The organism is Limosilactobacillus equigenerosi DSM 18793 = JCM 14505, assembly GCF_001311375.1.
GTDB classification, from domain to species: domain Bacteria; phylum Bacillota; class Bacilli; order Lactobacillales; family Lactobacillaceae; genus Limosilactobacillus; species Limosilactobacillus equigenerosi.
On record NZ_BBAS01000012.1, the window covers coordinates 19,389 to 43,871 of the forward strand.

Here is a 24,483-nt window from a genome sequence, read left to right on the forward strand (position 1 = left end):
CGGCGCTACCTTGCTAGTCAGCAAAGTAGCGCCGATTAATTTTATAGTTGTCGTTTGGTGTTGCGTAAATTGATTACGATTAAGGTTTCACCGAGCACTAAGGCATCCGCGGCTAGGAACCCCCAGCGATCGTTTAACAAAATGATTGCAATAATTAATCCCCAAGAAAGTAAATTCCAATAGCGATTAATTTTTAGTGATCGTTTAATTTTCAAATCACTTTCGTTGGTAATAATTAAACGTAAATCATCAACATTCTTGATAAAAAAGTAGAGGCGATTTTCATAAATTGATAAACATAAATAAATAAAAATTAATAGATATGAAATGATATTAAACATACTGAAGGCCTCTTAAAAGGTTGGTTGAATTACCAGTTGAGCGGCAGGAGTCAAATCAGCCGTGGGGTACTTTAATTTTAAGGCTTGCAGGAGCATGCGTTTGGCTAATTCACCATTTCGGGTCAAAATGGGTCCGTGGAAATATGAGCAGTAGGTATGGTGGAAAATAGCGCCTTCGGTCTGATCTTCGCCGTTATTACCGTTCCCACTAATAACGATGCCAAGCGGACGTTCACTAGCTCCGATAAAGGTCCGGCCGTTGTGGTTTTCAAAGCCGTGGTAAATTTCGCCAGTTTCCTCATTTTTAATGGTGATATCGCCGATGAAGCGGTGGTTGTCTTGGCTTAAAGTATAATGGTCTAACAAGCCGATACCAGGGATTTTTTCGCCATTAGCACCAATGTAGTAGTGCCCTAATAATTGGTAACCACCACAAATGGCGAGCATTGGTTTATCAGCTAAAATAAATTTTTCAATTTCAGCTTGTTTATTGGGAATGTCTTTGGAAACAATTGTTTGTTCATAATCTTGCCCACCACCAAAAAAAGGCTAAATCATAGTGATCGGCGTTAAAGTCATTGTCTAAGCTAATGACATCTACATTAATGTCGGTATCCATTTGTTGAGCATAATACTTTAAAGCTGTAATGTTACCAATATCACCATATGTATTAAGCAAATCGCCATACAAATGGGCAAGGTTAAGTTGGTATTGCGCCATATTAATCCATTCCTCCTGCTAAGTAATGTTCTTCTGCCAATTGTTTGCGTAATTGTAAAACGGCCGTATAAGTGGCTAAAACATAGACGTGTTCAGTTGGCATTTTTTTTAATGCGTTCAATCATCTTAGTTAAATCTGGTTGGGTATCGGTAACATTGATCCCGGCCATGGTAAGGCGAGTGGTAATATCTTTGTATCGTTCGCCACCAGTTACAAATTCCGGAATTTGATGCTTGGTTAATTGTTTGAAATTTCCATCCCAAATCCAACTGGTATCAATTCCATCAGCATAGTTAGCGTTTAATAAAAAGGCGAAGCTAAATGGTTTAGGATCCGTTAAAATCATATCAAGTACTTGATTTAACCCCACCGGATTCTTCACTAAAATAAGCGTGACTTTTTATCGTCAACTGGAATTACTTCTTGGCGCCCGAAGACTTTTTTTGTCAGAAGTAAAGGCATGTTGAATCTTGGCGACCGGAATCTTTAAGAATCGGCCGAGGGCATAGGCAGCCAAAGCGTTATAAATATTATAGACCCCACCAATTTCTAAGTGGAATGGATAACCATCAATTTCAATATCGGATGAAGTGGGGGTTAGTTGGTTAACAGCGGTAACTTGATAAGTTAAGGCTGGCCGGTGGAAACCACAATTAGGGCAGAAGTAGTCACCGAGGTTAGCATAGATTAATTTGTGATAGTGTAAAATATGTTGACACTTGGTACACAATAAACTATCGGTATTAGCGGGGGCTTTTAAATCAGCAGGATTGTCATTACCAAAGCCAAAGTAAATAATGGGATTTGGTAATTCCTTACTGTTGAAAATTTGGGCATCACCATTGGCAATGATGGTGGCGTTGGGCGCTAATTTCACACCGCGTAAAATTTTGTCATAAGTGGTGTAAATTTCACCGTAGCGATCCATTTGGTCGCGGAACAAATTCGTAAAGACAAAGGCAATTGGCGTGATTTGCTTGGTGATTTGAACTACATAGGCTTCGTCAACTTCTAAAATGGCGAGGCCTTTATGTTTAGGAGTCGGGGCGGTAACAAAAGTGGTCACAATCCCTTGGGTCATATTAGAACCGGTTGGATTGGTTAGGACTTGCTCGTATTGTTCCCGCGCAACGCGCACGCTTAGCGCGGTGGTTAGTGTTTTTCCGTTGGTTCCAGTGACAATAACAACATCATATTGATTGGCAAATGAGGTTAAAATTTGCGGGTCAATTTTCGTGGTGATCCGACCGGGAAAAGAGCTCCCCCCATTAAAAAATTTATTAAGTACCCAGTAACTGGATTTACCAGCTGCCCGAGCGATTGAACTACGTAAGGTCATAAATTTAAGTATCCTTTTTAATTTCGTTTAATTTTCACCATTAATTTTACAAGATTGTTCAAAAAGTTAAAAGTCATCAATCTCGTTTGAGTAAATCAAGCGAAACTATTTTCAAGGGGCTAACAATTAGCTATAATTGAATCAATATGCAAACAGGAGGACTGTAGGAATGGCACAATTGTTCTTTAAGTATGGTTCAATGAATTCGGGAAAATCGATGGATATTTTAAAAGTCGCGCATAATTATGAAGAACAAGGCAAGGCAGTCCTGCTGATGACCAGTGGCGTTGATGACCGCGCCGGCCAAGGCAAAATTGCGAGTCGGGTTGGTTTGGAACGGGACGTGGTACCGATTTTTAACGCGACCAATGTTTACGATTTGGTTAAGCAACGGGATGAAAAATTATACTGTATCTTAGTTGATGAAGCTCAATTTTTAACGCGGGATCATATTATTCAACTGGCACGGATTGTTGATGATTTAAATATCCCGGTCATGGCGTATGGCTTAAAGAATGATTTCCGTAATCAATTATTTGAGGGGTCACAAAACCTCTTAATCTATGCCGACAAAATTGAGGAAATTAAAACAATTTGTTGGTTCTGCAGTCATAAGGCAATTATGAATTTGCGAATTCATGATGGAAAACCGGTTTATGAAGGGGAACAAATTCAAATTGGCGGAAACGAAAGTTATTATCCAGTTTGTCGTAAGCATTACTTTCACCCCGTGTTACCGGCAGTAAAGGAGTAAGAGATGGAAATTTCAGAAATTTTTGATAAATTGCAAGCGGTGGCTGACCGTTACGAAGAATTAAACGAATTGATTAGTGATCCGGAAGTGATTGCTGATACGCAACGATTCATGAAGCTTTCCAAAGAAGAAGGAAGTTTACGTGAAACGGTTGAAAAGTACACTCGTTACAAGGAAGTGACGCAAACAATTAGTGACGACGAAGAATTGTTACGCGAAACGAATGATGCGGAATTAGTTGAATTAACGAAGGAAGAATTGGCTGATGCCAAGGAAGAACAAGGCCAATTACAAAAAGATTTAGAAATTCTGTTAATTCCTAAAGACCCGAATGACGATAAGAACATCATCATGGAAATTCGGGGTGCAGCTGGGGGTGATGAAGCCTCACTGTTTGCCGGTGATCTTTACAACATGTACTTACGGTATGCTGAAAAGCAAGGATGGAATGTTGAAATTGTTGATCAAACAACAACCGAAGTGGGTGGCTTTAAGGAATTAGTCTTGATGATTACTGGGACAAATGTCTACTCCAAATTAAAGTTTGAAAACGGGGCTCACCGGGTGCAACGGGTGCCAGCGACGGAATCGGCAGGGCGGGTTCACACCTCAACGGCAACGGTGGGGGTAATGCCTGAAGCTGAAGACGTTGATATTGAAATTGATCCAAAAGATGTCCGGACGGATGTTTACCGGGCCTCAGGGGCTGGTGGACAACACGTTAACAAGACTTCTTCCGCGGTGCGGATGACCCACTTACCAACGGGGATTGTGGTGGCGATGCAAGACGAACGGTCGCAACAACAAAACCGGGTCAAAGCCGAAAAGATTTTAAAGGCGCGGGTTTACGATTACTACCAACAACAAGAACAAAGTGCCTACGATGCTAACCGGAAACAAGCCATTGGGACCGGGGATCGGTCAGAACGGATTCGGACCTATAACTTCCCTCAAAACCGGGTAACGGATCACCGGATTGGGTTGACCTTAAATAAGCTTGATAAGATTCTAGCTGGGGAATTAGATGAAGTTGTAGAAGCATTAATTATTGCTGACCAAACTGAAAAGTTAGAACAATTACGTAATGAATAAGTGGACGTATTTTGATGCGCTAACGTGGGGACGGCAATGCTTAGCTGAAACGGGGATGGATCCGGAAGCGCCAACCTTTATTTTAATGATGCTCCATAATTGGTCCTTTACGCAATTAGTCAGTCATTACCGCCAAATTATGATTGACGAAGAAGTGCAACGATTTCGGTGGGCGGTTGAACAAGTTGTTCACCATGTACCAGCGCAGTACGTAGTTGGTCGCGCTCCGTTTTACGGGCGCGACTTTATTGTGAATCGCGACGTTTTAATTCCGGAAAGTGAAACTGAAGAATTAATTGAATGGGTGTTAGCGACGATGCCAGCGGAAAAACCATTACGGGTGTTGGATTTAGGGACTGGTAGTGGGGTGATTGGGATCACATTAGCCTTAGAGCGACCGAACTGGCAAGTAACACTAAGCGATATTTCTCATCCGGCATTAACGGTAGCTGAAATGAATCAACGTCTGCATGGGACACAATTAACGCAAGTCCAAAGTGATTTGTTTGCCGATTTGGTGGGACCGTTTGATTTGATTGTGACGAATCCGCCATATATTGACCCCGATGATCCAGCGGTTGAAACCAGTGTCCGGGAAAATACTCCGGGGCTCGCCTTGTTTGCTGACGAACATGGGCTAGGGATTTACCGGCGGATTTTTATGGCCCTCGATGACGTCTTAGTCCCCGGTGGGCATTTATTTGGTGAAACGGGGTATGATCAAGAAGGTCCCATTCGAGCGCTGTTTAATGAAGTTGGTGGGAATGGAAGCTTAACCACGAAGCACGATATTAATGATCAAATGCGCATGATTCATGTGAAACATTAAGAAAATCAGGTGACATTCAAATGGAAACAAAAATTTTAACGCCCCAGCAAATTGCTACGGCAGCTAAATTAATCCAGGCCGGCCAGTTAGTAGCCTTTCCCACTGAAACGGTGTACGGGCTAGGGGCGGATGCAACTAACCCCACGGCGGTTAAGCAAGTTTATGCAGCTAAGGGCCGACCAAGCGATAATCCGTTAATTGTGCACGTTAGCGATATCGCAATGGTGCAACAATATGCGGCGGTGATTCCGCCCGTAGCGCAACAATTAATGGAGCAGTTTTGGCCGGGATCACTAACGATTATTTTACCGGTGAAACCTGGTAGCCTTGATCGGGTAGTAACAGGTGGTTTAACGACCGTCGCTTTCCGGTTACCAGCCAATGAAGTTACCCGGGCGTTAATTCGGCAAGCTGGCGTGCCATTAGTTGGTCCATCTGCGAATACCTCGGGGAAACCAAGCCCGACGACGGCGCAACACGTTGCCCACGATTTGAATGGTAAAATTGCTGCGATTGTTGATGATGGCCCAACTAAGGTCGGGGTTGAATCAACGGTGATTGACTTATCAACATCTCATCCAGCCATTTTACGACCGGGAGCGATTACCAAAGCTCAGTTAGCCACCATTGTTGGCGATTTAAATGTTGATCATCATCATGTTGATGCTAAGGAAACACCCAAGGCACCGGGGATGAAATATACCCACTACTCACCAAAGGCCACGGTAATTCAAGTGGCAGATACTGATTGGAATCTGGTGCGGGAACAAGTTGCTAATGATGCGACAGTGGGGATTTTAGCCTTTGATCGGCAAGTAGCCGCTTTTACAGCGCTTAAAACCTATAGTCTCGGGACGGATGTTACTTCAGCAAGTGCTCGGTTATTTGCGGGCTTACGATATTTTGATGATTTACCAGAAATTAAAACCATTTATGTCGCTACGGTCCCAGTTACGGGATTGGGAGCGGCCTATATGAATCGCCTGAACAAATCAGCGGGCGGTCAATGGTTTAAGAAGTAATTGCAATTTGATGCGATAGTTATTACAATAGTTAAAAATGATTGCGGGGTATGTAAACATGGCAAAGTTTCAAGTTTTAGATCATCCATTAATTCAACATAAATTAACGATGATTCGGGACAAAAATGTGGGGACTAAGTTGTTCCGGGAAACCGTGCGTGAATTATCAACGTTGATGGCATACGAAGTCTCACGAACAATGCCAGTCAAGGACGTGGAAGTTGAAACGCCAATTTGTAAAACCACGAAGAAGGCATTGGCAGGAAAGAAAGTAGCCATTGTGCCAATCTTACGGGCTGGCTTAGGGATGGTTGATGGGATTACAGAAATGATTCCAGCGGCGAAAATTGGATTCATTGGGATGTACCGGGATGAAGAAACCCTAAAGCCACACGAATACTTTGTGAAGTTACCCGAAGATATTGCGGAACGGCAAATTTTTATTGTGGACCAATGTTAGCCACGGGTGGATCAGCGGTAATGGCGATTGAAGCCTTAAAGAAACGTGGTGCCAAGGAAGAAGCCATGAAGTTTGTGAGTTTAGTGGCGGCACCAGAAGGGGTTAAGGCAATTCAAGAAGCCTTCCCAAATGTAGATATCTTTGTTGCCGGCTTAGATGAAAAGCTAAATGAAGATGGATACATTGTTCCTGGGTTAGGTGATGCTGGGGACCGGTTATTCGGGACAAAGTAATAATTTCAACGTAGCTAGGATATTTCCTAGCTACGTTTTTTGATTACGGCTAACATGGTAGAATAGATAAGGAAGTTAGTTAACGAGTGAACAAGGAAGTAAGGAGTGCAACGATGCCGACAATTAAAGAAGTGGCTCAAGCAGCTGGCGTGTCGGTGTCGACAGCTTCGCGGGCTTTGAAAAATCATCCACGAATTAGTGCGACGACAATTGAACGGGTGCAAGCGGTGGCCAAACAAATTGGTTATCAACCTAATTTAAGTGCACAGGCGTTAGCCCAAGGGGAGGCGCGAAGTGTAGGGGTGATTTTCCCCGTGACGGCTACGACCGCCCCAGCCAATCCGTTCCATTTGGACTTAGTGCGAGGGATTAATATGGCCTTGCAAGGAGTCGATCGGATGATGAGTGTGGCAATATGCCAAAGTAGTGATGAGTTATTAGCTAATGTAGTTCAAATGGTAGAACGGGGAAATGTTCGCCATTTTATTGTGTTATATACTGCCGAACATGATCCAGTGATTGAATATTTAAGCCAACATGATTTGAATTTTGTAGTGGTGGGGACCCCGGTAGATACTACGATTCGTTTTATTGATAATGATAATTTAGCGGCTGCGGTAGCGGGGGTAGAAACGTTATTGCAAACGGCGCCAATTAAGCGACCACTTTATATTCGTTCCCAAGCCAATTGGCCATATGAACAAGCACGGGAAGCTGGTTTTCGCCAAGCAATTAATCAGTTAGTGGTTACGGGGCGCGTGCTAGCGCTTGATCCAACCACAACGCCAACGGAAGTTAATAATTTATTAACGGAATATCAACCGGATGCATTAATGAGTGCCGATGATATTGAGTTACTAAGTTTTTATAATTTAGTTGCCCATCAGCAAATGGTGCGTGACTTGCCAACCATTTGTTTTAATAATAGCCGGTTAATCCAATTGACCGGGTTACCGGTGCGCCGGATTGACTTGCGACCGAAAGAAATTGGGCAAGCGGCGGTGGAACTATTGTTTGATTTAACCACCAATCGCCGGATTGTTGATTTTAAAATTGTATAATGAGGTCGTGAGCTGAGCGTTAGAAGCGACGTTAGGCTAACTTGGAAACGGACGTTGGCGTGGCAACACGTCGGCGTTCGTTTTCAGTTAGTCCTAGGCGCTTGCTCGGCGAACGTAGTTACTAATGAGGTCGTGAGCCAAGCGTTAAAGGCGCTGGTAGCTAACTTGGAAGCTGGTCTTGACGTGGTACACGTCGGGGCAAGTTTTCAGTTAGTCCGAGGCGACTGCGTGGCGAACGTAGTTACAAGGTTTCCAACTTCTCAGTAAGGCCGATTGTTAAGATAGTTAAAATTTTAAACTCTAATCGGGCAGATTGGAGTTTTTTTAAAACCTGCTGACTTAATTTGCGCAAGCGTTTGCATAAAATATGCGCAAACGCTTGCACAAATCGTAACTCCTTGGTATATTAATTATGTAATCAAAGATAAAGCGCTTACATTGATTTGAGATTTATGCAGAGGAGTGTTAATTATGAGTCAAAAGTCAGGCGCTGGGTTACCAGCGTTATCGAAAAGCATGATTTGGATGATTAACTTTGGGTTCTTAGGGGTACAAACGGCCTTTACTTTACAAAGTTCGCAAATGTCACGGATTTTCCAAACGTTAGGGGCGGATCCTAATAACTTGGGATGGTTCTTTATTTTGCCACCATTAGCCGGGTTAATTGTTCAACCAATTGTTGGTTATTACTCTGACCGGACGTGGTTACCTAAATTAGGTGGCGCCGGTTGCCATACTTAATCTTAGGGACCTTGGTGGCCGTCTTGGTGATGATCTTATTACCAAACTCAGGTAGCTTTGGCTTCGGATATGCATCATTAGCAGCATTGTGGTTTGGAGCCATTACGGTGGCCTTCTTGGATCTTTCATCTAACGTCGCAATGCAACCATTTAAGATGATGGTTGGGGATATGGTGAATGATGACCAAAAGAGCTATGCTTACGGGATTCAAAGTTTCTTATCAAATACAGGGGCAGTTTTAGCAGCGGTTTTCCCATTTGTTTTAACGATGATTGGGGTAGCTAATGTGGCGCCTAAAGGGGTCGTCCCTGATTCCGTGATTGTTTCGTTCTATGTCGGCGCAGCCTTATTGATTGTTACGTCTGCCTTTACAATTTTTAAGGTTAAGGAATATGACCCAGCTACGTATGCTTTGTACCACGGGATTGAAGAAAGCGATAACCATGAAGGTGGGAATTGGTTACAATTGTTAAAGACGGCGCCTAAAGCCTTTTGGACCGTTAGTTTAGTCCAATTCTTCTGCTGGTTTGCCTTCCAATACTTATGGACTTATTCAGCAGGGGCAATTGCTCACAATGTTTGGCACACCACGAATGCAGCTTCAGCAGCGTACCAAGCCGCTGGTAACTGGTACGGGGTTTTAGCTGCCGTGCAATCAATTGCGGCCGTCGTTTGGTCATATGTCTTGGCTAAGTTACCGAATAATTCTCATAAGTTAGGCTACGGCGGTAGTTTAATTTTAGGGGCAATCGGTTTTATTTCAATTTTCTTTGTGACGAGCCAATACGCTTTGATTGCTTCCTTTATCTTAGTCGGAATTGCTTGGGCCGGGATGAACACCTACCCATTAACGATTGTGACGAATGCTTTATCTGGTAAGCACATGGGAACGTACTTAGGATTATTTAACGGTTCAATTTGTTTACCACAAATTGTGGCTTCCTTATTAAGTTTCGCCATTTTCCCATTACTTGGTCACTCCCAAGCCCACATGTTCTTGTTAGCTGGGGTGGTCTTAGCACTCGGTGGGTTATCAGTTGGCTTAATTAAGGAAACGCACGAACTTTAATTTGAAATGATTGGATAATACGAGGAGAAAAATATGTTACGAACATTTGACGTGGCCCCTTGGCATGTGACAACCACCAAGTGGGATCCTGAACATAAACGGTTACAAGAATCAATGACAAGTCTTGGGAATGAAAATCTCGGGATGCGGGGCTTTTTTTGAAGAAGGCTATTCTGGCGACACGCTACAAGGCTTGTATTTAGGGGGCGTTTGGTTCCCAGATAAGACGCGAGTTGGTTGGTGGAAAAATGGTTATCCGAAGTACTTTGGGAAGGTTATCAATGCGGTTAACTTTATTAAAATGCCAATTAGCGTGAATGGTGAAGTAGTTGACTTAGCTAAGCAAACACCAACTAATTTCAAGCTTGATCTCGATATGCAACATGCTCGCTTAACGCGGTCATTTGATTTAGTTGTGGGTGGGGCCAAGTTATCCTTTGTCTTTGAACGGTTTATTTCGGCCGCGCAAAAGGAACTGGTTGGTCAACGATTGACGGTGAAGAATTTAGGCGAAACACCTGCGACGGTAGTGGTCGAAAATGCCATTGATGCGGATGTCTTTAACGAAGATGCTAATTATGATGAAAAGTTCTGGCAAGTCTTAAGTCGCACGGTGAATGAAGCAAGTGTTGAATTAACGGCAATGACCAAGGAAAATGACTTCGGGACGGAACGGTTTACGGTCGGTTTTGAATCGAGTGTTAAGACCACGATGAGTGCTGGTGAAAGTCGGCAAAGTGAATTAGAAGTGGCCCAAAGTTATCACCAAACGTTAGACGCTTCAGATAGTTTGACGTTTGAAAAGCGGTCAGTGTATGTTTCATCACGTGATTTTGCTGATGAAGCTGCCATTATTGACCGGCTACATGAATTAACATCATTAGTATCAGGTCAAACTTTTGCCGAATTAGTGGCGGCGCATGAAGAAAACTGGGCTGACCGTTGGACTAAATCAGATGTTAAGATTGCTGGTGATGATGAAGCACAACAAGGGATTCGGTTTAACTTATTCCAATTATTCTCAACTTACTATGGTCAAGATGCGCGCTTAAACATTGGACCAAAAGGGTTTACGGGAGAAAAGTATGGTGGTGCAACTTACTGGGATACCGAAGCCTTTGCAATTCCGGTTTACTTAGGGGTCGCTGATCCAAGTGTGTCGAAAAACTTATTGAAGTACCGGTATAATCAATTAGATGGGGCCTTTATTAATGCCCAAGAACAAGGACTTAAAGGGGCCTTGTACCCAATGGTGACGTTTAATGGGGTTGAATGTCATAATGAATGGGAAATTACGTTTGAAGAAATTCACCGGAATGGTGATATTGCCTTTGCGATTTACAACTACACGCGTTACACCGGTGATAAGTCATATGTCTTAAATGAAGGGGCGCAAGTCTTAACGGAAATTTCCCGGTTCTGGGCTGACCGGGTGCACTTCTCGAAGCGGGCTGGTAAGTACATGCTCGCGGGGGTCACGGGACCAGACGAATATCAAAACAATGTTGATAATAACTGGTACACAAACCTCTTAGCACAATGGACGTTGAAGTATACCTTAGAAATTTTAGCGGAAGTTGATGATGCGGTAGCAACTAAGTTAGCCGTTTCGGAAGCTGAAAAAGCTAAATGGCAAGATATCGTTGATCGTTTCTACTTACCATACGACGAAGAATTAGGCATCTTTGTGGAAAATGATGGTTTCTTAGATAAGGATTTAACGCCGGTGAAGGAATTAGATCCAAGCAACTTGCCATTAAACCAAAATTGGTCATGGGATAAAATCTTACGTTCACCTTATATTAAGCAAGGGGATGTGTTACAAGGAATTTGGGACTTTATTGATGACTTTACGCCGGAACAAAAAGAAAAGAACTTTGACTTCTATGAACCACTAACAGTTCATGAATCAAGTTTGTCTGCTTCAATTCATTCGATTTTAGCGGCTGATTTACATAAAGAAGATCAAGCCGTAGAAATGTATGAACGAACGGCTCGGTTAGACCTTGATAATTACAACAACGATACCGAAGATGGCTTACACATTACGTCAATGACGGGGGCGTGGTTGTCAATTGTCCAAGGGTTCTCCGGCATGCGGGTTCGGAATGATGAATTACACTTTGCCCCATTCTTACCAAAGAAATGGGATGCTTACCAATTCCGGCAATTATTCCGTGGACGCGTAATTGAAGTGAAGGTTGATGCTGATGGTACGCATCTCAGCTTGCTATCCGGAGATCCAATTACCGTTGACTTGGCCGGTGAAAAGGTAACGTTAGAAAAATAGGTGAATAAGATGAGTTTTGCAGAGATTAAAGCATTTGCGTTTGATTTAGATGGCGTTATTGCGGACACGGCTCGTTTCCATGGTCAAGCTTGGCATCAACTAGCAGACCAAGTGGGGACTGAGTGGACGCCGGAATTGGCCGATGGATTAAAGGGTGTTGGCCGGATGGATTCATTAGAAATGATTCTAAAGGCTGGCGGCCATGAAAATGACTACACCTTGGCTGAGAAGGAGGCGTTAGCCACGCAAAAGAATGACAACTATTTGCGCTTGGTTGAAACGCTGACACCAGCTGATATTTTACCGGGGATGCAAGCCTTTTTAGATGAATTAAAAGCACAAGGTTACCGGTTGATTTTAGCATCAGCCTCGAAAAATGCGCCGAAAGTATTAGGTTATTTGAAGTTGAGCGAATACTTTGAAGACATTGTTGATCCAGCTAAGCTTGCACATAGCAAGCCAGCTCCTGATATTTATCTCCAAGCTGCCAAACAACTGGGATTACAACCAAACCAGGTGATTGGGGTTGAAGATGCACAAGCGGGAATTCAAGCGATTAAAGCAGCTGGTGAATTAGCAATTGGAATTGGGGATAACTTGACGGATGCCGATGTAACATTTGCGACGACGGCTGAAGTTTCGTTAGCGGCGATTGCTAGTCAATTATCATAATTACAATCAGTTGAGGGAAGTTACCACAGCAAGGGTTAACTTCCCTTTTCTTATTGAATCAATTGCGTTACGATGGACGTAATTGATTGAAAATGAGGTTTGAAAATGAAAACAATACAACGGCCACCGCGGTGGCTATGGTGCTATGCCTAATGGTTGGTGTCTTGGCATGGGGGATAACAACGTATAATTACCACTTCATTCGGCGACCGCTTGGCCAAGTGGTCAAAGTTAAAACGATCGCTCGCCATCAGGTTAAAGATCAATATCAAAATATTGACACGCAGACAGATCAAATGGTAACCGTTCGCGGCTTAAATGGGGAGCTACAAGGGAAGACGGTCAGTGCTCGGAATACGTATAGTCGTTCGGGAGCTGTTGATCATCAGTTTAAAGTTGGCGAACAAGTCTTTTTACAAGGAATTCAGCAACATCATGGTAAGTACCAAGTCCAATTAGGGGATTTAAAGCGTGATCGTGTATTAGTGATGTTGTTGTGGGCAGTGGTTAGTTTATTATTACTGTTAATGCAATTTAAAGGGGCATTAGCGTTGCTAAGTGTGAGTTTGAATGCTGTGCTACTATGGGTGGCATTATTAGTTAATCAGCTAACGAAAGGTGAAATGGCCTTGCCAATTTTTGCGGGGTTAACGATTGTCTTCACGTTTGTGAGTTTAGGAATCGTGTTGGGATGGCGCGCCATCGCGTTAGTTACGGCCTTCGCCACCTTAATTGCCACGGCGCTTGCAATCGGAATTGGCGAAACGGTTTTATTATTAACGCATGAGAAAGGCGTCTATTTTGAAGCGATGGAATATGTGACGCAAGTACCGCGGGCTGTATTTATTGCCGAAATTATGCTCGGTTCGCTCGGGGCAGTAATGGATGAAACGGCTGATATTGCGGTTACCTTAGCCGAGTTAAAACAGTTACAACCGCAATTAGGCCGGTGGGAAATTTTTCAAGCGGGGCGCCGAGTGGGAAGAACGATCATGGGACCGTTGATTAATGTGCTGTTCTTAATCTTCATTATGGATACGTTTTTAAACGCTTTTCTCTTGTTAAAAAAATGGGAATAATTGGGGCTATACGTTCTCAATGGCGATGAGTTTAGGAATGGTGCAAAGTTTGATTAGCGGGATTGGGATTGTGCTTGCAATTCCAGTCATTAGTACCCTCGTGGCGTGGTGGCCAGTAAAGGAATCAAGATCATGAGTACAATCATTGGTTTAATCATTATTTTAGGAATTTTAATGGTCGTTGTTGGTGGACAACAAGGTTGGTTAGCTTTAGTCAGCGTGGGAATTAATTTTGCCTTAGTCTTTTTGGCGCTGGTTTTAATGGTTTGGCATTTTCCGCCACTCGTAATTACCGTACTATTTGGCATCATGGTGTTAGCGATTACGATTTTTATGGGCGACGAAAATTTAAATGTAACGATTCCGCCTTTTGGGCAAGTGTAATTGTGTTAATTGGCATGCTAATGGTGGCCTTTGTCGTGGTTTATTTGGCACAAGCGCAAGGGTTTGGTTTGGAAGATAGTGATGATTTAGAAGGTTTGTCGTTGTTAGTGCGGACAAGTTTTTTACAATTACAATTAGCAATTGTAATTTTGAGTACGTTAGGCGCGATTGCGGAAGCCGCGATTGCAGTTACCACCGGGATGGCGGAATTAAAATCACAAACGCCGGAAATCACGATGAAAAGGTTACAGCAAAGTGGCTGGCATATGGGGCAACAAATTGTAGGGACCACGTTAAATACCCTCTTTTTTGGTTTTTTGGTGGTTTATTAGCTCTGTTTATCTGGTTTACGGGCTTGCATTATACGATGAGTGAAGTTTTAAACAATAAGATTTTTGTCGCTGAAATGCTGACGGCCCTGTTATCATTTTTAGCAGTAATCATAACCGTACCTGTTAGTGCTAAAATGGCAGTTTTCCAGTGGTCACGGGCCAATTAAATAACAAAAACTAATTTAACTTGGCAACTAATTTGTTGCCAAGTTTTTATTTTGTGACACATGATAACGGATTGTCGAATAACTGCTTTGAAAACGGTTGAATGATTGTCATAACAAGGGTTATTCTTGCTGGAAGTTCTAAGAAAATTTTGAGATTTGCTTAAAAAAAATGGTATATTAAGTAGCGTAACTATGCTGGATAAAGTCATTTATTTTCGATCTCCTGCCACGTTACAATCATTAATTGTTATAAAGAAAAGAGGTGAAATATTGATGGGCGGTGATGCTTATACCTTCGAATTATTCGGCTTAACTTTTAATTGGACGAACTTAATTTCAGGGACAATCATTTGTTTGTTTGTCTTCTTCCTTTGCTATGGTTTATCACGCAATTTGCAAATGAAACCAACGAAGGGACAAAACCTGATTGAATGGTTAGTTGATTTTACGAATGGGATTACCCGGAGCCAAATGAGCGCTGGAGAAAGTGCAAAATACAGTTACTTTATCTTTATTTTGTTTATTTTCCTATTTGTATCAAACCAATTTGGGTTAATTTTCCACTTTGGGTGGAATGGTCATGAATACTTCAAGAGTCCAACGGCTGACCCTGTGATCACGTTAACGTTCTCCTTGCTATGTGTGACGCTCTCACACTTTGCCGGGATGGCGCAACATGGGATGAAGGGCTATTTAAAAGAATTCGTCTCACCATTTACTTTGTTCTTGCCAATTAAAATTGTGGAAGAATTCAGTAATTTCTTGACGTTAGGGTTGCGGATTTTCGGTAACATTTACGCCGGAGAATTGCTCTTAGGCTTAATTGGACAAGTAGCGTTTTCGCATGGCATCTGGACCTTACCAATTGGATTAGCATTAGAAATTGTTTGGCAAGGGTTCTCAGTATTTATCGGTGCCATTCAGGCTTATGTCTTTGTAACATTAACATCAGTTATATTTCTCGGAAGGTAACTGGGGAATAAGACAGCTTATATCTTAAGGAGGATATGTACTATGGGTGCAATTGCTGCAGGTATTGCTGCTGGTTTAGCAGCTGTTGGTGCGGGTGTTGGTAACGGTCAAGTTATCGGCCACGCAATCGATGGGATGACGCGTCAACCAGAAATGGCTGGTCGGGTTCAATCATTAATGTTTATTGGGGTTGGTTTAATCGAAGCCTTGCCTATCTTGCTATCGTTATCGCCTTCCTTGTTATGAACAAGTAATTTAATTACAAACTTCATAGCGGTAAAGGAGGGACCAGTAGATGTTTGTTCTAGCAGAATCCAACGCATTATACGTTGGAGACCAAATTTTTTATCTAGTTTCATTCATCATCTTGGCACTCTTGGTTTGGCATTTTGCATGGAAGCCCGTGACGGACATGATGCAAAAGCGGGCTGACAAAATTGCTAATGATATTGATACGGCGGAAGAATCCCGTCAATTAGCAGAAAAATTAGCTGCGCAACGCCAAGAAGAATTAAATGGTTCCAAGGCTGAAGCTGCTCAAATTGTCGAAGAAGCCAAGAAGAGTGGTGAAAGCCAACGGGCCCAAATCGTTGCCACTGCCCAAGCAGATGCGCAAACGATGAAGGAACAAGCGCGGCAAGATGCTGAACAAGCACGCGAAAACGCGCTTCGTGGTGCAAAGGATGACGTGGCAAACTTATCAATTGAAATTGCGACGAAGTTAGTCCAAAAACAATTGAATGCCGAAGATCAACAAGCGTTGATTGATTCTTATATTGAAGGGTTGGTAAAACATGAGTCTTAATAAGATGGTCGTTGCTACCCGCTATGCTCGGGCAGCCTTTGAGTTGGCTGAGCAACAAGGACAACTCGATCAAACTTATGAAGAATTAACCAACTTGCGGCAAGTGTTTATCGACCATGCGGACCTAGCAGATTTATTAGCTGGGGTGCAATTAAAGAGTGATCAAAAAGCAGCTTTGTTACAAACGTTAACAAAGGATGCTTCTGAACTAGTGAACAATTTAGTTCACATGGTATTTGATTACGGCCGGATGGCAAACTTTGTGGCGATTGTTGATGAGTTTGAACGGCGCTATGATGCCAAGCGGAAATTGGTACACGCCGAAGTTGTCACAGCGGTACAACTAGATGAAACACGACGTAATCAACTTAAAGCCTCATTGGCAAAACGGTTAGATGCTAATGAAGTTGTTTTGAAGGAACAAGTTGATGCTTCGATTATTGGTGGTGTAATCGTAAAAACGACCAACCAAACGATGGATGGAAGTATCGCCACGCAAATCGAACAAATTCGTCGCATGCTTTTAGATTAGTAATTAGAACTGAAGAGGTGAGATTCGTATGAGCATTAAAACTGAGGAAATCAGTTCACTCATCAAAGAACAACTTGCCAACTACCAATCACAAATCTCTGTTGAAGAAACGGGGACGGTAACTTACGTTGGTGATGGGGTTGCTCGGGCTGATGGTTTAGAAAATGCCATGGCTGGTGAGTTGCTCGAATTTAGTAATGGTGTCTACGGAATGGCGCAAAACCTCGAAAGTAACGATGTTGGGATCGTTATTTTGGGCTCCTACACGGGAATTCGTGAAGGGGATACGGTTAAGCGGACTGGCCGGATTATGGAAGTTCCGGTTGGTGACGCCTTATTAGGACGGGTAGTTGATCCATTAGGTCGTCCAATTGATGGCCTTGGTGATGTCAAGACTGACAAGACTCGTCCAATCGAGCATAAAGCACCGGGGGTAATGGAACGGAAGAGTGTGTCTGAACCATTACAAACCGGGATTAAAGTGATTGATGCGTTAGTTCCAATTGGTCGAGGCCAACGGGAATTAATCATCGGTGACCGGAAGACTGGGAAGACTTCGATTGCCATTGATACGATTATCAATCAAAAGAACCAAAACATGATTTGTATTTACGTTGCAATTGGGCAAAAGGAATCAACGGTTCGGGCCCAAGTTGAAACGTTACGTCAATATGGCGCCCTTGATTACACCATCGTGGTATCAGCGAGTGCTTCTAACCCAGCACCATTGCTGTGGTTAGCACCATACGCTGGGGCAGCCATGGGGGAAGAATTCATGTACGGTGGTCGTGATGTCTTAATCATTTACGATGACTTGTCTAAGCAAGCCGACGCTTATCGGGAACTTTCCTTGATTTTACGGCGTCCACCAGGTCGTGAAGCTTACCCTGGGGATATCTTCTACACACACTCACGGTTACTTGAACGGGCCGCTCGGTTATCCGACGACCTTGGTGGTGGGTCAATGACGGCCTTGCCAGTAATTCAAACGCAAGCCGGTGACGTGTCTGCCTACATTCCAACGAACGTGATTTCAATCACGGACGGGCAAATCTTCTTAAACGCTGATTCATTCTACGCTGGACAACGGCCAGCTATTGATGCCGGGACGTCTGTTTCTCGGGTCGGTGGGGATGCTCAAATTAAGGCCATGAAGAAGGTTTCTGGGACGTTACGGTTAGATATCGCTTCTTACAACGAATTAGCATCCTTTGCCCAATTCGGTTCTGACTTGGATGCGGCAACGCAAGCTAAGTTAGCCCGTGGACAACGGACAGTGGAATTATTGAAGCAAGGATTACACCAACCACAACCAGTTGAACAACAAGTGGTGACGTTGTATGCCTTAGCCCACGGTTACGTGGACAATGTTCCAGTCGATGACATTGCGCGGTTTGAAAGTGAATTAGCTGAATACATGCGTGGTAATCACCAAGATGTTTACGACAAGATTGTTGAAACTGGTCAATTACCAGGCGATGATTCAATCGACCAAGCAATTAAGGCGTTTATGAATACGTTCCAAACGTCTGCTGACCAAGCACAAAACTAAGATCTCTGGTAAGAAAGGAAGGTGAGAATTAATGCCAGCTTCATTAGCTGCGGTTAAGCGGCGCATTGATTCAACCAAGAGCACCCGGCAAATCACGGCTGCGATGCAAATGGTATCAACAGCCAAGCTTAATCAAATTCAACACCATACAACGACTTACCAGGTCTATGCCGACAAGGTTAAATCGATCTTAGCGAGCCTGGTGAAATCGCATGCGATTGATTCCATGGGTGCCAATAACGGCATGGGTTCGTTATTCCATCCACGGGATGTCAAGAAAACTGGGATTCTCGTGATTACGTCAGATCGGGGATTGGTGGGAAGCTACAATAGTAGTATTATCAAAGCAACCCTCGATTTGATGCGACAAAAGAATTTAACTGCTGAAAATACAGTCTTTTTAACGGTCGGTCGGACTGGCCTAGACTTTTTCAAGAAGCGGGGAATGAATGTCGCTTATGAATACACGGGAGTTAGCGACGTGCCAACGTACACTGAAGTACGTGATATCGTGCAAGCGGCGGTTAGTCGATACCAAAATGGGGAATTCGACGAACTTTACCTTGCTTTCAGCCACTACGTTAACCGGATTTCATCAGAGGTAATCACCGAAAAGTTCTTGCCAATTTCGGCAACCGACTTAATTGATGAAACGCCGGCTGAACAAGCGGCTGATGCATTACCAGGAGCTGAATATGAAATTGAACCATCCGTTGAAGAATTTGTTGAAATGGTGGTTCCCCAATACGCACAAAGCTTGATTTATGGGTCAATTCTAGATGCTAAGACGTCTGAACACTCATCAAGTTCAAATGCGATGAGTTCAGCCACGGATAATGCTGACGATATTATTGGAACTTTACAGTTGCAATATAACCGGGCACGTCAAGCAGCCATCACGACAGAAATCACCGAAATTACCGGTGGGATGACTGCACAAGAATAAACAGGAGGAAACAATATGAGTTCTACTGGGAAAGTTGTTCAAGTTATTGGACCAGTTGTTGATATTGAATTCCCCTTAGATGAAAAATTACCTGAAATTAATACGGCGTTAACGATTGCCTTAGCCGATGACGAAAGTTTAACGGTGGAAGTTGCCCTTGAATTGGGTGACGGGGTAGTCCGGACGATTGCCATGGACGGGACTGATGGATTGAAGCGTGGAATGGAAGTTACTAACACGCAAGAACCAATTAGTGTGCCAGTCGGTGATGACGTATTAGGTCGGGTGTTCAACGTCTTAGGTGAAACTGTCGATAATGGTCCTGAATTTGGACCAGATGCACAACGGATGCCAATCCACCGTGAAGCACCAAAGTACGAAGACTTAAATGACAATACGGAAATTTTGGAAACTGGGATTAAGGTGATTGACCTCCTTGCTCCATATATCCGTGGTGGGAAGATCGGTCTGTTCGGTGGTGCCGGGGTTGGTAAGACGGTGTTAATTCAAGAATTAATCCATAACATTGCCCAAGGACACAACGGGATTTCAGTCTTTACGGGGGTCGGTGAACGGACTCGTGAAGGTAACGATATGTACTACGAAATGAAGGAATCAGGAGTGCTTGATAAGACGGCCATGGTTTATGGTCAAATGAACGAACCTCCTGGTGCCCGGATGCGGGTGGCCTTAACTGGTTTAACGATTGCGGAATACTTCCGGGATGTGAAGGGACAAGACGTGCTCTTGTTTATCGATAACATCTTCCGGTTTACGCAAGCCGGTTCAGAAGTGTCAGCCCTGCTTGGCCGGATTCCATCAGCCGTTGGTTACCAACCAACGTTAGCGACGGAAATGGGTCAATTACAAGAACGGATTACGTCCACGAAGCAAGGTTCAATTACGTCAATTCAAGCTGTTTATGTGCCAGCCGATGACTACACCGACCCAGCACCAGCAACGACGTTTGCGCACTTGGATGCAACGACGAACTTGGAACGTTCATTAACGCAAATGGGGATTTACCCAGCCGTGGATCCATTAGCTTCCACGTCAACTGCGTTAACACCAGAAATTGTCGGGGAAGAACACTACGCAGTGGCATCAGAAGTTCAACACGTCTTACAACGTTACCGTGAATTACAAGATATTATCTCAATTTTAGGGATGGATGAATTATCTGATGAAGAACAAACCATCGTGGCACGGGCACGTCGGATTCAATTCTTCTTGTCCCAAAGTTTCGCGGTGGCTGAACAATTTACTGGTCAACCGGGGGCTTACGTTCCATTAAAGGAAACGGTGAAGGGCTTCAAGGAAATCCTTGAAGGTAAGTATGACGACTTACCAGAAGATGCCTTCCGGATGGTTGGTTCCATCGAAGAAGTGGTTGCCAAGGCGAAGAAATTACAGGCGGCTACTGAAGGATAGGGGGAATAGTTATGGCTGAACATTCATTTCAGGTTACTATTTCAACTCCGGATGGAACGGTATATGATGGTCAAGCAACCATGTTAGTTGTTACGACAACTGGCGGTCAAATGGGATTGATGGCCAACCACGTTCCAATTGTCGCAACGTTAGCAATTGATTTAGTTACGATTAAACACAGTGATACTGAAGCTGCTGATGAAGTAATTGCCGTAAATGGTGGATTTATTGAATTCCATGATAATGTGGCAACGATTGCGGCCGATAGTGCCGAAGCATCGGGTGATATTGATATTAATCGGGCCCAAGATGCTAAGCAACGGGCTGAAGCTATCTTAGCTAATGTAAGCGATAGCGGTAGTCAAAATGTTAATGATATGAAGCGAGCTGAAATTCATTTACGGCGGGCGATTAACCGGCTTAATGCCGCTGAACGTCCAATGTAATTATTACTTTAGTCCGCATCAAGCAGGAAACGAATCATTCGTCTCCTGCTTTTTATTTTCCACTGTGTGTGGTCGGACTGCGAGGATTTATTTTTTTGTGGTATAATAGCAAAGACACCTTGTTGAAGGAGACCGTGCATGCAACATCAATGGTTATTGCAAGTAATTCGCTGGTATCAACAGGCTCATCGACAAACTCGGCCATACCGAGTTTGTCGCTTTGAGCCGAGTTGCTCTCAGTATACGTATGAGGCCGTGGAACGCTTTGGCGTGAAAGGATTATGGTTGGGGTGGCGACGAATCCTACGTTGTCATCCTGGAGGCGGTAGTGGATTTGATCCCGTTCCTCAACAATGGAAAAATCAGAAATGATAGGTGAGATTGTGGCAAAAAAAAGATAAGAATATTGAAGTAACAATTAATGATATTGAACGTGGTAACCAACCCATTCAACAAGTAATGATTGGGAAGCGGTTGATTGGTGAAGTGATTCCGGATAATGATCGATTTAAAGCGATAATGGTTAATGATCAAACGAATTTCTTTGTTCGTTCCCAAGAAGAAGGGTTGGCCATGATTATCCAAGAATATCATCTTCACCAACACTAAACGATTTGTGAGGCAGGCATCATGGAACGCATGCTGAAATTTTTTAAATGGCGCCGGGGCGCTGAAGTCGATTGGGGAATTATTCTTTGTGTAATTGGTTTGGCGATTATTGGGTTAATGTCGATCTATGTGGCGGCTGCCAATGATGCCGGCAATGCGACTTCGATTATGCGACAAGTAGCCACGCAATCGGTATGGTATTTACTCGGAATCGTAGTCGTCTACTGTTGTTTACAGTTAGACGCAAGACAACTATGGAAAATCGCTCCTTATGCTTATGGGATTGGGATAGCCCTCATGTTTTTAGTGGTTATTTTTTATAGTCGTGCATATTACATTAATACGGGAGCGAAAAGTTGGTTCGCAGTGGGACCTTTTACTTTTCAACCGTCTGAAGTGGCTAAGCCCGCCTTTATTTTGATGATGGGGCGTGTGATTACGACGCATAATAATCAATATCCAACCCATACAGTTAGGACTGATTGGGAGTTGATTGGTAAATTAACGCTATGGCTATCTCCTGTTATCTTGAGTTTGAAATTACAAAATGACTTTGGAACGGCCTTAGTATTCTGTGCAATTTTTGCTGGGTTAATTCTAGTTTCTGGGATTACGTGGCGAATTATTGTGCCGGCGGTGTCGGTGGTAACGGCCGTTAGCAGCTTAATTTTGTGGATGGTTACAAGTAACTTTGGTCGTAATATTTTATCGAAAATTGGGTTTCAATCGTATCAATTTGATCGGGTTGATACATGGTTGCATCCGGAATTAGATACGACTAATCAAGGTTACCAATTATGGCAAAGTATTAAAGCCATCGGTTCTGGCGGCGTGTTTGGGACGGGCTTTAATCATTCAAATGTGTACGTTCCAGTTCGTGAATCCGATATGATATTCACGGTCGTTGGGGAAAACTTTGGCTTTTTGGGTAGTACACTATTAGTATTACTATATTTGTTATTAATTTACCTAATGATTCGGGTGATTTTTGAAACGCGAAATGAGTTTTATGCTTATTTATCAACCGGATTTGTGATGATGATTCTATTTCACGTGTTCGAAAACATTGGATGAACATTGGCTTACTCCCATTAACTGGGATTCCATTACCATTTGTTAGTGCTGGTGGTTCGTCGTTAATGGGGAATTTAATTGGGATAGGTATCATCCTTTCGATGAAATACCATCAGACGGCGGATTTGCGAGGGAAGGTGTAATGCGACAATTAGCTAATCCTTGGTGGCAACGAGTTGCTGGTGACTACATTGAAATTGGCTTAACAGCGGTTGCTTTAAATCAACTCGGTACGATTCGCTGGTTAGATGGACCAGTACCGGAAACTAAAATTTTAGCTGCCTGGCCGTGTGTCCAAATAATTGCGCAAAACTGGAGTACGGATTTAATTTGGCCGGTTGCTCCAAGCCGGGTTGTTAGGCGAAGTGAGCACTGGCATCACTTAAACCCGGTGATTGATTCGACCACAGTATTATTAACAATCGAGAAAATATAATTATCTGCTCAGTCATTTGGATTTTGGCTGAGCAGTTTTTGTATCCAAAGGTGTGAGAAAGTTTTGAATATGTTATAATAGAGGTTCGAGATACTACGTAAAAAGATAGAGGAGAAACCTAATGTCAGAAAAGTTACATATTGCACTCTTATTTGGGGGCAACTCTTCAGAACATGATGTTTCAAAGCGCTCCGCCCACAATATCTATGATGGGATGGATAAAAACAAGTACGATGTTAGCTTGTTTATGATTACTAAGGATGGCATCATTATTAATGATGAATTTTCACGGCGTATTTTTGACGGTGAAGATGAAGATGCAGTGGTGAAAGAAGCTTATGCAACAATGGATTTAACATCACCATTAGCACCAGTGATGGCTTTACAATCGGTACCGGAAATTGATTTCTTCTACCCAGTGGTGCATGGTAACTTAGGTGAAGATGGGACCTTGCAAGGCTTATTCCGGTTATTAAAGAAACCATATATTGGGGCCGGAATTGCTGCGAGTGCAATGTCATTTGATAAGGAATTAACAAAGCGGGTACTTGATCAAGCTGGAATTCGGAACACCAAGTACGTTGTGGTTACTCCAGATAACCAAGCCGAAATGACGTGGGACGTTGTGAGTGCTAAATTAGGTAAGTTAGTCTTTGTTAAGCCAGCTAAGCAAGGTTCATCAGTTGGGATTCATATGGCCAAGAATGCAGACGAATTCCAAGCCGCAATTGCGGATGCGATGACCTATGATTACAAAGTCTTAGTTGAAGAAGGAATTAAGAACCCCCGTGAAATTGAAATTTCAATTTTAGGAAATGATCACCCCATCGCTTCTAAGTTAGGTGGACTACGGATTCCAGATGGTGATGATTTCTACGATTACAATAACAAATTCGTGGATGCCAGTGGGGTCGTCTTTGACTTACCAGTAATCGTTGATGAAGCACTCGAACAAGAAATTCGTGAAATGGCTTTGGCGACTTACAAAGCGTTAGAACTAAAGGGATTAGCCCGGTTAGACTTCTTGGTTGATGAAAATAATGTTCCTTATATGGGGGAACCAAATACGTTACCAGGATTTACCAACATTAG

General features: G+C 43.1%; 20 protein-coding genes and 9 pseudogenes. 25 read left to right on the forward strand and 4 right to left on the reverse strand.

Annotated features, from left to right (window positions below; translation table 11 throughout):
* Positions 1-41: 41 nt before the first annotated feature.
* From JCM14505_RS06220 to JCM14505_RS06230, 3 genes and pseudogenes are all read right to left on the reverse strand, one after another.
* Positions 42-341 (reverse strand): hypothetical protein, encoded by a 300-nt coding sequence (locus JCM14505_RS06220; RefSeq protein ID WP_054653495.1) that lies wholly within the window; start codon positions 339-341, stop codon positions 42-44.
* Between the two features lie 12 nt (positions 342-353).
* A pseudogene (locus JCM14505_RS06225) lies at positions 354-1,062 on the reverse strand (type 1 glutamine amidotransferase).
* 1 nt (position 1,063) lies between these two features.
* Positions 1,064-2,402: pseudogene (locus JCM14505_RS06230) on the reverse strand (MurT ligase domain-containing protein).
* A gap of 169 nt (positions 2,403-2,571) precedes the next feature.
* Here JCM14505_RS06230 and JCM14505_RS06235 point away from each other — a divergent pair.
* From JCM14505_RS06235 to JCM14505_RS06260, 6 genes and pseudogenes are all read left to right on the forward strand, one after another.
* A complete protein-coding gene (locus tag JCM14505_RS06235; RefSeq protein ID WP_054653496.1) occupies positions 2,572-3,156 on the forward strand; it encodes a thymidine kinase in 585 nt (194 codons plus the stop codon).
* A 3-nt stretch (positions 3,157-3,159) separates the two neighbouring features.
* Positions 3,160-4,248 (forward strand): peptide chain release factor 1, encoded by a 1,089-nt coding sequence (gene prfA / locus JCM14505_RS06240; protein WP_054653497.1) that lies wholly within the window; start codon positions 3,160-3,162, stop codon positions 4,246-4,248.
* Positions 4,241-5,077: a peptide chain release factor N(5)-glutamine methyltransferase gene (gene prmC / locus JCM14505_RS06245; RefSeq protein ID WP_054653498.1), complete on the forward strand. Its 837-nt coding sequence runs from the start codon at positions 4,241-4,243 to the stop codon at positions 5,075-5,077. The genes prfA and prmC overlap by 8 nt, the downstream gene beginning before the upstream one ends.
* A gap of 20 nt (positions 5,078-5,097) precedes the next feature.
* Positions 5,098-6,099, forward strand: a complete 1,002-nt coding sequence (locus JCM14505_RS06250; RefSeq protein WP_054653499.1) for an L-threonylcarbamoyladenylate synthase — start codon at positions 5,098-5,100, stop codon at positions 6,097-6,099.
* A 58-nt stretch (positions 6,100-6,157) separates the two neighbouring features.
* Positions 6,158-6,792, forward strand: a pseudogene (gene upp, locus JCM14505_RS06255) (uracil phosphoribosyltransferase).
* Between the two features lie 113 nt (positions 6,793-6,905).
* Positions 6,906-7,853 carry a LacI family DNA-binding transcriptional regulator gene (locus JCM14505_RS06260; protein ID WP_054653500.1) on the forward strand — a complete coding sequence of 316 codons (948 nt, stop codon included), beginning with the start codon at positions 6,906-6,908 and terminating at the stop codon, positions 7,851-7,853.
* 241 nt (positions 7,854-8,094) lie between these two features.
* Here the strand turns inward: JCM14505_RS06260 and JCM14505_RS09015 are convergent, their stop codons facing one another.
* Positions 8,095-8,238, reverse strand: a complete 144-nt coding sequence (locus JCM14505_RS09015) for a hypothetical protein (RefSeq protein WP_156249851.1) — start codon at positions 8,236-8,238, stop codon at positions 8,095-8,097.
* An 86-nt stretch (positions 8,239-8,324) separates the two neighbouring features.
* On the opposite strand from JCM14505_RS09015, the pseudogene JCM14505_RS06265 reads away from it, so the two are divergent.
* The 19 genes and pseudogenes from JCM14505_RS06265 to JCM14505_RS06350 form a co-directional block, all read left to right on the forward strand.
* Positions 8,325-9,664: pseudogene (locus JCM14505_RS06265) on the forward strand (SLC45 family MFS transporter).
* 33 nt (positions 9,665-9,697) lie between these two features.
* A pseudogene (locus tag JCM14505_RS06270) lies at positions 9,698-11,954 on the forward strand (glycoside hydrolase family 65 protein).
* Between the two features lie 9 nt (positions 11,955-11,963).
* Positions 11,964-12,626 carry a beta-phosphoglucomutase gene (pgmB, locus tag JCM14505_RS06275; protein WP_054653501.1) on the forward strand — a complete coding sequence of 221 codons (663 nt, stop codon included), beginning with the start codon at positions 11,964-11,966 and terminating at the stop codon, positions 12,624-12,626.
* 92 nt (positions 12,627-12,718) lie between these two features.
* Positions 12,719-13,705, forward strand: a complete 987-nt coding sequence (locus tag JCM14505_RS10075) for a YibE/F family protein (RefSeq protein ID WP_156249852.1) — start codon at positions 12,719-12,721, stop codon at positions 13,703-13,705.
* A 19-nt stretch (positions 13,706-13,724) separates the two neighbouring features.
* On the forward strand, positions 13,725-13,841 hold the full coding sequence (locus JCM14505_RS10080) for a hypothetical protein (protein ID WP_156249853.1): 117 nt from the start codon (positions 13,725-13,727) through the stop codon (positions 13,839-13,841).
* A pseudogene (locus JCM14505_RS06285) lies at positions 13,838-14,588 on the forward strand (YibE/F family protein). Before JCM14505_RS10080 ends, JCM14505_RS06285 begins: the two are co-directional and overlap by 4 nt.
* A 273-nt stretch (positions 14,589-14,861) precedes the next feature.
* Positions 14,862-15,571, forward strand: a pseudogene (atpB, locus tag JCM14505_RS06290) (F0F1 ATP synthase subunit A).
* 31 nt (positions 15,572-15,602) lie between these two features.
* Positions 15,603-15,814 (forward strand): annotated as a pseudogene (gene atpE, locus JCM14505_RS06295) (F0F1 ATP synthase subunit C).
* A 41-nt stretch (positions 15,815-15,855) separates the two neighbouring features.
* Positions 15,856-16,365, forward strand: a complete 510-nt coding sequence (gene atpF / locus JCM14505_RS06300) for a F0F1 ATP synthase subunit B (protein ID WP_054653503.1) — start codon at positions 15,856-15,858, stop codon at positions 16,363-16,365.
* Positions 16,355-16,897: an ATP synthase F1 subunit delta gene (atpH, locus tag JCM14505_RS06305; RefSeq protein WP_054653504.1), complete on the forward strand. Its 543-nt coding sequence runs from the start codon at positions 16,355-16,357 to the stop codon at positions 16,895-16,897. The genes atpF and atpH overlap by 11 nt, the downstream gene beginning before the upstream one ends.
* 28 nt (positions 16,898-16,925) lie before the next feature.
* Complete coding sequence (gene atpA / locus JCM14505_RS06310; protein ID WP_054653505.1) at positions 16,926-18,449, forward strand: F0F1 ATP synthase subunit alpha; 1,524 nt, start codon at positions 16,926-16,928, stop codon at positions 18,447-18,449.
* A 31-nt stretch (positions 18,450-18,480) separates the two neighbouring features.
* On the forward strand, positions 18,481-19,395 hold the full coding sequence (locus JCM14505_RS06315) for a F0F1 ATP synthase subunit gamma (protein ID WP_054653506.1): 915 nt from the start codon (positions 18,481-18,483) through the stop codon (positions 19,393-19,395).
* 15 nt (positions 19,396-19,410) lie between these two features.
* Positions 19,411-20,826, forward strand: coding sequence for a F0F1 ATP synthase subunit beta (gene atpD, locus JCM14505_RS06320; RefSeq protein ID WP_054653507.1), 1,416 nt, complete (start codon positions 19,411-19,413; stop codon positions 20,824-20,826).
* An 11-nt stretch (positions 20,827-20,837) separates the two neighbouring features.
* Positions 20,838-21,272 carry a F0F1 ATP synthase subunit epsilon gene (locus JCM14505_RS06325; protein ID WP_054653508.1) on the forward strand — a complete coding sequence of 145 codons (435 nt, stop codon included), beginning with the start codon at positions 20,838-20,840 and terminating at the stop codon, positions 21,270-21,272.
* A gap of 138 nt (positions 21,273-21,410) precedes the next feature.
* Entirely contained in the window at positions 21,411-21,644 is a 234-nt protein-coding gene (yidD, locus tag JCM14505_RS06330) for a membrane protein insertion efficiency factor YidD (RefSeq protein WP_054653509.1), read from the forward strand.
* 3 nt (positions 21,645-21,647) lie between these two features.
* Entirely contained in the window at positions 21,648-21,881 is a 234-nt protein-coding gene (locus JCM14505_RS06335; RefSeq protein WP_225352293.1) for a DUF2969 domain-containing protein, read from the forward strand.
* Between the two features lie 21 nt (positions 21,882-21,902).
* Positions 21,903-23,098 (forward strand): annotated as a pseudogene (locus JCM14505_RS06340) (FtsW/RodA/SpoVE family cell cycle protein).
* Entirely contained in the window at positions 23,098-23,391 is a 294-nt protein-coding gene (locus JCM14505_RS06345; RefSeq protein WP_054653511.1) for a hypothetical protein, read from the forward strand. Before JCM14505_RS06340 ends, JCM14505_RS06345 begins: the two are co-directional and overlap by 1 nt.
* 121 nt (positions 23,392-23,512) lie before the next feature.
* Positions 23,513-24,483, forward strand: a 971-nt coding sequence (locus tag JCM14505_RS06350; RefSeq protein ID WP_054653512.1) for a D-alanine--D-alanine ligase family protein, incomplete at its 3' end; no start/stop codon positions are given.